The following is an 8,614-nucleotide window of genomic DNA, read 5'->3' on the forward strand; positions in this document are numbered from 1 at the left end:
CGCCCAAGGCGCCGCCCGCCCCGGCAGCGCCAGAGGCGCCCGCCGCGCCGGCGGCCGGGCCGTCCGTGGTGCAGGAGACCCGCCCCGAGCCGAGCCTGAAGATGAAGGCGGTGGACGGCCGCGAGTACGACCTGGCCGCGCACCGCGGGCAGTGGGTGGTGGTGAACTTCTGGGCCACCTGGTGCGCGCCGTGCCTGAAGGAGATGCCGGAGCTGTCGGCGCTGCACGTGATGCGCGACAACATCGAGGTGGTGGGCCTGGCCTACGAAGACATCGAGCCGGCGGAGATGCAGGCGTTCCTGAAGCAGCATCCGGTCGCCTACCCGATCGTCATCGTCGACACCTATGCGCCGCCGGCCGACTTCGCCACCCCGCGCGGCCTGCCGATGACCTACCTGATCGCGCCCGACGGCAAGCTCGCCAAGCAATTCCTGGGGCCGGTCACCGCCCACGACATCGAAACCGCGATCGCCGCCGCCGGTCGCCCGGCGCCCGGGCAGGGCAAGGGGAAGGGGAAGGGAAAGGCGGCGGGGTGAGGGGGCGGTGGCCTAGGTGACCGCCGTCGCCGCCGGGATTGGGGATTCGGGATTGGGGATGCGCGCGTCGGAAGCGAAAAGTCTTCCTTGTGGGAGGGACTTCAGTCCCGACGCCTTGCGCGACCAGAGGATGGGATGGCTTCGCTCGCCGCGGCTGAAGCCGCTCCTGCGGGGACAGCCGCCTGTTTAGTGGTGCGTGAGCCGAGACCACCGTAGAGGCGGCTTCAACCGCGACGCGCTGTTCCCGGAATGGCTGTGAGTGGCGCGCCCGGCGACGCGCGGTCGCAAAGTGACGACTGCGCGCCGCAGGCTTCAACCAATCCCCAATCCCTAATCCCCACTCCCCGCCTCATACGACGGAATCGGCTGCAGCAATCCGAACTTTTCCTTGTGCAGCTTCTGCTTCAGCGGCGGCAGATCCAGGTCCGGTTCGTGCAGGCGGGTTTCCGGCAGTTGGTCGAGCAGGTGCCGGATCAGGGTCAGGCGGCCGCGCTTCTGGTCGTTGAAGTCGACCAGGGTCCACGGCGCGTAGTCGCGGTGGGTGGCTTCCAGCATCGCCTCACGGGCGCGGGTGTAGTCGGCGTACTGGCTGCGCGATTTCAGGTCCACCGGCGACAGCTTCCAGCCCTTCAGCGGGTCGTGCAGGCGCTCGGCGAAGCGCTTTTCCTGCTGCGCCTGGTCCACGCACAGCCAGTACTTGAACAGGCGGATGCCGTCGTCCACCAGCAGCCGCTCGAACAGCGGGGTCTGGCGCAGGAAGGCGTGGTATTCGGCATCGCTGCAGTAGCCCATGACCCGCTCCACGCCGGCGCGGTTGTACCAGCTGCGGTCCATCAGCACGATCTCGCCGGCCGCCGGCAGATGCGCGATGTGACGCTGGAAATACCACTGCGTGGCTTCGCGGTCGGTCGGCTTGGGCAGGGCGACCACGCGGCACTGGCGCGGGTTCAGGTGTTCGGCGATGGCCTGGATCGCGCCGCCCTTGCCGGCGGTGTCGCGGCCTTCGAACAGCACCAGCACGCGCTCGCCGCTGTGCTGCACCGCCTGCGCCATCGCGGTCAGTTCCAGTTGCAGCGGCTGCATCAGGGCCTTGTACTGCTTGCGCTTGAGGTGGCTCATTTGCTGCTCCGCTTGCGGGTGCCGGTGCCGGTGCCGGCCATGCTGCGCGCCACTTCCAGCAGCGCGCCCTGCTGGCGGGTGTCGAGGGCGCGGTAGGCCTGCAGCAGATCGTGTTCGCCGCGGGTGCGTGCCGGGTCCAGTTGGCTGGCCAGTTCGCCGAGCAGGGCGCCGGCGGGCACGCCGAAGGTGCGTGCCAGCGCGGTGAGTTGGGCGCGTCCGGGTAGCTTTTCGCCCGCCATCCAGGCCTTGACCGTGGCCGCGCCGGCGCGCGGGATGGCCGCGGCGATATCCGCGGCGCTCATGCCGCTGGCCTTGGCCAGCAGGCGCAACGTGGTGTCCAGGGGCATGCGGGAGTCCAGGTCATTCCTTCAGCCGCGGGCGCAGCGTGGCCAGATTGCAGGGGCGGGTGCGGGCATCCAGCTGCGCGGCGATGATCCGCTCCCAGGCCGTGCGGCAGGCCGAGGTGGAGCCGGGCAGGCAGAACAGGAAGGTGGCGTTTGCCAGGCCGGCGAAGGCGCGCGACTGCAGCGAGGAGGTGCCGATCTCCTCGACGCTGATCGCGCGGAACAGCTCGCCGAAGCCTGGCATCTCCTTGTCCAGCAGCGGCAGCAGCGCCTCGGGCGTGGAATCGCGGCCGGTGAAGCCGGTGCCGCCGGTGACCAGGATGCCGTCCACCTCCGGATCGGCGATCCAGGCCGAGACCGTGGCGCGCATCCGATAGCGGTCGTCAGGCAGCAGTTCCCGTGCGTGCAGGCGATGGCCGACGCCGCCGAGAGCGGCGACCAGATAGTCGCCGGAGCTGTCCTGGTCGAGGCTGCGCGTGTCCGAGACGGTCAGCACGCACAGGTTCAATGCGATGAAGTCGGCGTTGGCGGTCATGCCGGCAGCCTAGCGGCTCGCCCGGCCGGCGTACAGCCTGGGCGCGTTGGCGCTTCAGCCGCGGCTACGGCGGGGTTGGCGGGTTGTCGTGGACGACGGCAATGGGGGCGCTTCGGGCCGCCGAAGTGTGCGCTTGGGCGTGGTGATCGCGCGCCGGGATCGCCGCCCGGGCGGGGAGCCGCATCCGCGCACGTTGCTGGCGCGCGCCCGCCGATTCAGGCGTGGAGGTGGACCGGGGTCGTGCCGTCGCATGGCAGGACCAGGGTGCGTGGCCGGAAGCGACGGACGCTGGCGGCACGATCGGCGGCCAGCGGCAGGCGCTCGGGTTCGCGCTGCATGGCGCGTCGCTGTGCCTCCGCACTGTGCCACTCGGTGCATTCGAGCAGGGTGCGGCCGTCGTCCGACAGGTACAGGTGCGCGGCGATCAGGCCGCGCAGCGCATGTGCGCCATCCTGCAGGGCGGCGAACGCGGCATCGGCGCGGCCTTGCGCCTGCGCTGCATTGCGGGTCGGGACGCGGGTCATCACCACGCAGGACGCTGCCCGGTGCGGATCGGATACGCCGCTGCGGATGCGCCGGTAGCGCCGCAGCGTCCGCCGCAGCGCCGGCAGGCGTGCGCGCAGCAGTCCATGCAGTGCTGGCGCCGCGTCGCAGCAGCAGCGTGCGTACAGCAGGTCGGGGGCATCGCCCAGCGATTCCATCCAGGTCAGGGCATGCAGCCGATGATCGCACAGGCCGCGCATGCAGTCGAACAGCGCGGCGCGATCCGGAATGGGGGCTTCGGCGAGCAGCATGCTGCGAACGGGGGCGGAAGAATCGGGCGTCGGAATCGGGAGCGGCAGCGACATTGCGGGATCTGCACGAGGAGCGTGCGCGCAGTGTCGGACCTCAAGTCCACTTGAGGTCAAGCGCTTCGGTAGCTCGACTTGCACGCTGGCGACTGCGCCCATGCGCCTCACGGACTGCCGTTGGCTGGGTCGCTGCGACCTGCAGCGACGCTCGTCCACACCACCCGTGCGCTGTGACGCAAGCGCGCGCGGCGATGGGAGACGGCGATGCGGATGTACCGGCGGTGATGTCGATGGCGACGTTGACTGGCGATACGTCGCTACGCCGTCCGTTGCTGGATGTGCCGCCGCGGAATTGTGGCGCATCCGTGAGCGATCGATCAGGTCGAGCCTGCGCCTTCCCAGCCATGGCGCGAAGCCGTGTCGCGCAGCAGCGCGGCGAAGTCGTCGGCGAAGCCGCGCATGTCGAACAGGCCGCTGTCCGCGCGCCGTGCGTGCAATCGTTCGCGCAATGCCTGCAGCGCCGCGGGATCGCGCCCCAGGCGCACCGCGGTGGCGACGAACGCTGCGTCGTCGGCGGCATTCATGTCGTCCAGGCCGAGATGATGATTGAGGCTGCCGGCCACGCGTGCGGCGAAGGTGCTGCCGGGGCAGGTCAGCACCGGGCAGCCGGCCCACAAGGCATCGGAGGCGGTGGTGTGGGCGTTGTATGGATGCGTGTCCAGGAACAGGTCGGCGTGCCGGTAGCGTGCCAGATAGTCCGGATGCGCCAGCTTGGGCATGAAACGCAGGCGCGTCGGGTCCACGCCGGCCGCCGCGGCGGCCGCACGCAGTCGGTCATCGGCCTGGCCCGGGCCGGACAGCAGCCACAGCACGCTGTCCGGCACCTGGCGCAGCACCTCCAGCATCCGCGCCATGCTGCGCGGGCCGAGCTTGTAGCTGTTGTTGAAGCAGCAGAACACAGTGCCGTGCTCGGGCAGGCCGCAGTCGCGGCGCGCGGGCGGGGTGCCGACATGGCGGGTATCGTCGGACGGCTGGAACGCGCGCGGCAGCCGCAGCACCCGCTCGCTGTAGTGCGCGGCCAGCGCCGGCGGCAACGCGTAGGCGTCGCCGACCACGTAGTCGATCCAGGGTGCGCCGGAGGTGCCGGGGTAGGCCAGCCAGTTCAATTGCACCGGTGCCGGACGCAACGCCAGCACTTCCGGCGTGCCGCCGCCGCCCCAACCGCGCAGATCGAACAGCAGGTCGATGCCGGTATCGCGGATGCGCTGGGCGATCTGACGATGCGGCTGTCTGGCCACGTCGTGCCAGGCATGTGCAGCCGCCTGCAGCCGCGCACGGAGCGCGCTGCGGTCGTCGCCGTTGAGCGCGAACAGGTGCACCTGCAGGTCGGCATGCGCGCGCAAGCGCTCGAACAGGGCAACGGTCAGCAGGCCGGTGGGATGCGCGCCGAAGCCGTTGGACAGGAGGCCGATGCGCAACGCGCCATCGCGGCGCACCTGCGCAGCCGGCAGCGGTGCGAGGCTGCGCGCCAGCGCCTGGGCGCGGTTGCGCGCGCAGCGCAGTTGTTCGTCCGCGCCCGCGTCCTCGTTGAGGAAGGCGAACGGTTCGATCGCCGGATGCCCTTGCTGCACCGCGCTGCGCACCTGCTGCGACAGCGTGTCCAGCCCGCGCCAGTCGCACAGTTTGCGGCGCCAGTTCAGCAGGTAGGCGGCGATCGATGGCTCCTGCGGCAGCAGGGCGTGCGCATGCGCGTAGGCCTGCGCTGCGGCTTCGGCCTCGCCGTTGTCTTCCAGGGCGTGGCCGAGCCATACCGCGATGCCGGGGTGCTGGGGCGCTTGCCGCAGTGCCTCGCGCAATGCCTGCGCTGCGTCGGCATGGCGACCCTGGGTCCAGCGCACCCGGCCCAGCCGCGCCAGCGCCTCCGGATGTCCCGGGCGCAACTGCAGCGCACGCACGGCGGCCTGTTCGCCGGCCGCCACTGCGCCGACGCCGAGTTCGGCGTCGGCGAGCATCACCCAGGCCAGGAAGTCCTGCGGATCGCGCCGCACCGCGGCCTGCAGTTGCAGGCGTTCGTCGACGCCGCCGTTCATGCCGCCGTGGCGGCCGCGACCGATCGCGGACGGCGCACGCTCACGGCACCAGCGCCTTGACGTAGTGCTGCGCGCTCAGGTCCTGCTGCCAGCCGCAGGCGCGGTACAGGGCCTGCGCGGCGAGGTTGTCCTGCGCCGTCTCCAGCACGATGCGCACTGCGCCATCGTCCGCGGCATGGCGTTCGGCGGCATGCAGCAGCGCCTGCGCCACGCCGTGGCGGCGGTGCGCCGGGGCGACGTACAGGTCGTTGAGGATCCACAGCCGTGCCGCCCGCACCGAGGAGAAAGACGGATACAACTGCACGAAGCCGGCGGCCTGCGCATCGCGTTCGGCCAGCAGCACGACCGACTCGGCGCGGGCCATGCGCGCGGCGAGAAAGTCGTGCGCAGTCGCCGCATCCGGCACCTGCCCGTAGAACTGCCGGTAGGCATCGAACAGCGTTGCCAGCGCCGGCAGGTCGTGCGCATCGGCCTGGCGCACGCGCACGCTCATGGGCTGTCGCTCAGGCGCGCCAGTTCGTCGACCTGGTGCTCGTGGCTCAGGCGTCCGATCAGCGCATCGAGGTCGCCCTCGATCACGTTCGGCAGGTCGTACAGGGTCAGGCCCTCGACGCGGTGGTCGGTGATGCGGCCCTGCGGGAAGTTGTAGGTGCGGATGCGCTGGCTGCGGTCGCCGCTTCCGACCTGCAGCTTGCGGTCCTGCGCCTCGGCCGCGGCCTGCTTGCTGCGCTCGGCCTCCAGCAGCTGCGCCTTGAGCCGCTTCAGCGCCTTGTCGCGGTTGGCATGCTGGCTGCGCTCGGTCTGGCACTCCACCACCACGCCGCTGGGCACGTGGGTGATGCGGATCGCCGACTCGGTCTTGTTGACGTGCTGGCCGCCGGCGCCGGAGGAGCGGAAGGTGTCGATCTTCAGGTCGGCCGGGTTGATCGCGATCTCCTCCACGTCGTCGGCCTCGGGAATGATCGCCACCGTCGCCGCGGAGGTGTGGATGCGGCCCTGCGATTCGGTCGCCGGCACGCGTTGCACGCGGTGCGTGCCGGACTCGAACTTGAGTTTGGAGTAGGCGCCGCGGCCGACGATGCGCGCCACGACTTCCTTGTAGCCGCCGTGCTCGCCGGGGCTGTCCGATTCCACTTCCACCTTCCAGCCCTGGCGTTCGGCGTAGCGCGCATACATGCGGAACAGGTCGCCGGCGAAGATCGCCGCCTCGTCGCCGCCGGTGCCGGCACGCACTTCCAGGAACAGGTTGCCGTCGTCGCGCGGATCGCGCGGCACCAGCAGCAGCGCCAGTTCCGCGTCCAGTTCGGCCAGGCGCGCCTGCGCGGCGGTGATTTCCTCCTCGGCCAGTTCGCGCAGTTCCGGATCGGCGCGCATCGCCTCGGCCGAGGCCAGGTCGGCCTTGGCCGCGGCCTCGGCGGCCAGCGCGGCGGCGACCGGCTCCAGTTGCGCGAATTCGCGCGAGTAGTCGCGGAAGCGCGTGTTGTCGCTCACCACCTCGGGGTCGGACAGCAGGCGTTCGAGTTCTTCGCGACGCTCGGCCAGCGCCTCCAGCTTACGGCGCAGGGTCGGTGTCATCGGTCTTCAGAATGGGGTGGAAATAGCCCGGCTTCTCCGGGAACAGGCGCTCGGCGGCGCGCGCCAGCTCGGCGTCGCCGCGCAGCGCCGCCTCGCGCAGCGCCGCGGTGGGCGGATGCAGCAGGCGGTTGGTCAGGGTGTTGGCGAGAAATTCCAGCACCTCGTCGGCAGGCTTGCCGTGCGCCAGTTGCTGCCGCGCCTTGGCCAGCACGTCGTCGCGGGTGCTGTCGCCGTGCGCGCGCAGGCGCTTGAGCGGCGCCTGGCGGGTGCTGGCCTGCAGCGCCTCCATGTAGCGCACCACCTGCAGGTCGATGATCGCCTCGGCCGCCTCGGCGGCCTCGCGGCGGCCGCGGCGGTTGTCCTCGACCGCGCGCTCCAGGTCGTCGACGGTGTACAGGTAGGCGTCGGCCAGGTCGGCCACGCCGGCCTCGATGTCGCGGGGCACCGCCAGGTCGAACAGCAGCATCGGCTTGTGCTTGCGCGCGCGCAGCGCCTGTTCGACCTGCGCCCGCGTCACCACCGGCTCGCGCGCGGCGGTGGCCGAGAACACCACGTCGGCCTCGTGCAGGTGGCGTTCCAGCTCGCTCAGCGGCAGCGCCACGCCACCGTGGCGGCTGGCCAATTCCTGCGCGTGGGCGAGGGTGCGGTTGGCGATCAGCAGACGCCGCACGCGGCCCTCGCTGAGATGCTTGGCGGCCAGCTCGATGGTCTCGCCGGCGCCGACCAGCAGCACGGTGGATTCGCTGAGCCGGGCGAAGGAACTCTGCGCCAGGCGCACCGCGGTGGAGGCGACCGAGACCGGATTGGCGCCCACGCGGGTGTCGGTGCGCGCGCGCTTGGCCACCGAGAAGGTCTGCTGGAACAGGCGGTCCAGGCGGCTGCCCATCGCCCCATGCTCGCGTGCCAGCGACCAGGCGTCCTTCACCTGGCCGAGGATCTGCGGCTCGCCCAGCACCATCGAGTCCAGCCCGGTGGCGACCCGGAACAGGTGTCGCACCGCGTCCGCGTCCTGATGCTGGTACAGATAGCCGTGCAGGCCGGCGGCATGCGAGTCCAGCCAGTCGGCCAGGTGCTGCGCATCGCCGGCGATGGCGTACAGCTCGGTGCGGTTGCAGGTGGACAGCAGCGCCGCCTCGGCGACGTCGGGCAACCCACGCAGCGATTGCAGCGCGCGCGGCAATGCGTCGCCGGCGAATGCCACCCGTTCGCGCAGGTCGACCGGCGCGGTCTGGTGGTTCAATCCGAGCACCCACAACGTCATCTGTTCAGTTGCTTGCGATAAGCTGCTGGCCATTCAGGGCCCCATTTTACGGCCCGGCCGCTTCCGATGCCCGCACTGATTCGCATCCGTACCTTTCTGCTGCTGTCCGCAATCGCCGCCGTGGCCGCACCGGCCGCGGCCAAGGCACCGAGTCCCGCCCAGGACGTGATGACCCCGGTGCTGGCCGGCGAGTTCGCGTTGCAGGCCGGCCAACTGGCCGACGCCTCGCGCTGGTACCTGCAGGCCGCCAACGACAGCCCCGGCGATGCCGGCCTGGCCGAGCGCGCCACCCGCATCGCCATGCTCGCCAACGACAGCGCGGCCGCCGCCCAGGCGCTGGCGCTGTGGCGGCAGCGCGCGCCC

Annotated in this window: 9 protein-coding genes and 1 pseudogene; 2 read left to right on the forward strand and 8 right to left on the reverse strand. The window is 71.2% G+C overall.

Annotated elements, in window-relative coordinates:
- The coding region (locus D183_RS24415; protein WP_017908867.1) for a TlpA family protein disulfide reductase at positions 1-536 on the forward strand (536 nt) is incomplete at its 5' end.
- A 330-nt stretch (positions 537-866) separates the two neighbouring features.
- Here the strand turns inward: D183_RS24415 and ppk2 are convergent.
- The 8 genes from ppk2 to hemA all read right to left on the reverse strand — a co-directional run bounded on the left by ppk2 (position 867) and on the right by hemA (position 8,251).
- Positions 867-1,655, reverse strand: coding sequence for a polyphosphate kinase 2 (gene ppk2, locus D183_RS0110015; protein ID WP_017908868.1), 789 nt, complete (start codon positions 1,653-1,655; stop codon positions 867-869).
- Positions 1,652-2,002, reverse strand: a complete 351-nt coding sequence (locus D183_RS0110020) for a helix-turn-helix domain-containing protein (RefSeq protein WP_017908869.1) — start codon at positions 2,000-2,002, stop codon at positions 1,652-1,654. Before D183_RS0110020 ends, ppk2 begins: the two co-directional genes overlap by 4 nt.
- A gap of 13 nt (positions 2,003-2,015) precedes the next feature.
- Positions 2,016-2,534, reverse strand: a complete 519-nt coding sequence (gene moaB / locus D183_RS0110025) for a molybdenum cofactor biosynthesis protein B (protein ID WP_017908870.1) — start codon at positions 2,532-2,534, stop codon at positions 2,016-2,018.
- A gap of 215 nt (positions 2,535-2,749) precedes the next feature.
- On the reverse strand, positions 2,750-3,328 hold the full coding sequence (locus D183_RS0110030) for a hypothetical protein (RefSeq protein ID WP_017908871.1): 579 nt from the start codon (positions 3,326-3,328) through the stop codon (positions 2,750-2,752).
- Between the two features lie 374 nt (positions 3,329-3,702).
- Positions 3,703-5,415 (reverse strand): O-linked N-acetylglucosamine transferase, SPINDLY family protein, encoded by a 1,713-nt coding sequence (locus D183_RS0110035; protein WP_017908872.1) that lies wholly within the window; start codon positions 5,413-5,415, stop codon positions 3,703-3,705.
- A 40-nt stretch (positions 5,416-5,455) separates the two neighbouring features.
- The gene (locus tag D183_RS0110040) at positions 5,456-5,908 is read right to left on the reverse strand and encodes a GNAT family N-acetyltransferase (protein ID WP_017908873.1); all 453 of its coding nucleotides are present in this window, start codon (positions 5,906-5,908) and stop codon (positions 5,456-5,458) included.
- Positions 5,905-6,990 carry a peptide chain release factor 1 gene (gene prfA, locus D183_RS0110045; protein WP_017908874.1) on the reverse strand — a complete coding sequence of 362 codons (1,086 nt, stop codon included), beginning with the start codon at positions 6,988-6,990 and terminating at the stop codon, positions 5,905-5,907. The genes D183_RS0110040 and prfA overlap by 4 nt, the downstream gene beginning before the upstream one ends.
- Entirely contained in the window at positions 6,968-8,251 is a 1,284-nt protein-coding gene (hemA, locus tag D183_RS0110050; protein ID WP_017908875.1) for a glutamyl-tRNA reductase, read from the reverse strand. Before hemA ends, prfA begins: the two co-directional genes overlap by 23 nt.
- 66 nt (positions 8,252-8,317) lie before the next feature.
- Between hemA and D183_RS0110055 the strand changes: the two are divergent.
- A pseudogene (locus D183_RS0110055) lies at positions 8,318-8,614 on the forward strand (hypothetical protein); the annotation flags it as partial.

It is taken from the genome of Xanthomonas sp. SHU 199 (genome assembly GCF_000364665.1).
Taxonomy (GTDB): domain Bacteria; phylum Pseudomonadota; class Gammaproteobacteria; order Xanthomonadales; family Xanthomonadaceae; genus Xanthomonas_A; species Xanthomonas_A sontii.

Coding starts and splice junctions, on each gene's coding strand:
- ppk2 (WP_017908868.1), bottom strand. CDS start 1,655: ATGAGCCACCTCAAGCGCAAGCAGTACAAGGCCCTGATGCAGCCGCTG.
- D183_RS0110020 (WP_017908869.1), bottom strand. CDS start 2,002: ATGCCCCTGGACACCACGTTGCGCCTGCTGGCCAAGGCCAGCGGCATG.
- moaB (WP_017908870.1), bottom strand. CDS start 2,534: ATGACCGCCAACGCCGACTTCATCGCATTGAACCTGTGCGTGCTGACC.
- D183_RS0110030 (WP_017908871.1), bottom strand. CDS start 3,328: ATGCTGCTCGCCGAAGCCCCCATTCCGGATCGCGCCGCGCTGTTCGAC.
- D183_RS0110035 (WP_017908872.1), bottom strand. CDS start 5,415: ATGAACGGCGGCGTCGACGAACGCCTGCAACTGCAGGCCGCGGTGCGG.
- D183_RS0110040 (WP_017908873.1), bottom strand. CDS start 5,908: ATGAGCGTGCGCGTGCGCCAGGCCGATGCGCACGACCTGCCGGCGCTG.
- prfA (WP_017908874.1), bottom strand. CDS start 6,990: ATGACACCGACCCTGCGCCGTAAGCTGGAGGCGCTGGCCGAGCGTCGC.
- hemA (WP_017908875.1), bottom strand. CDS start 8,251: ATGACGTTGTGGGTGCTCGGATTGAACCACCAGACCGCGCCGGTCGAC.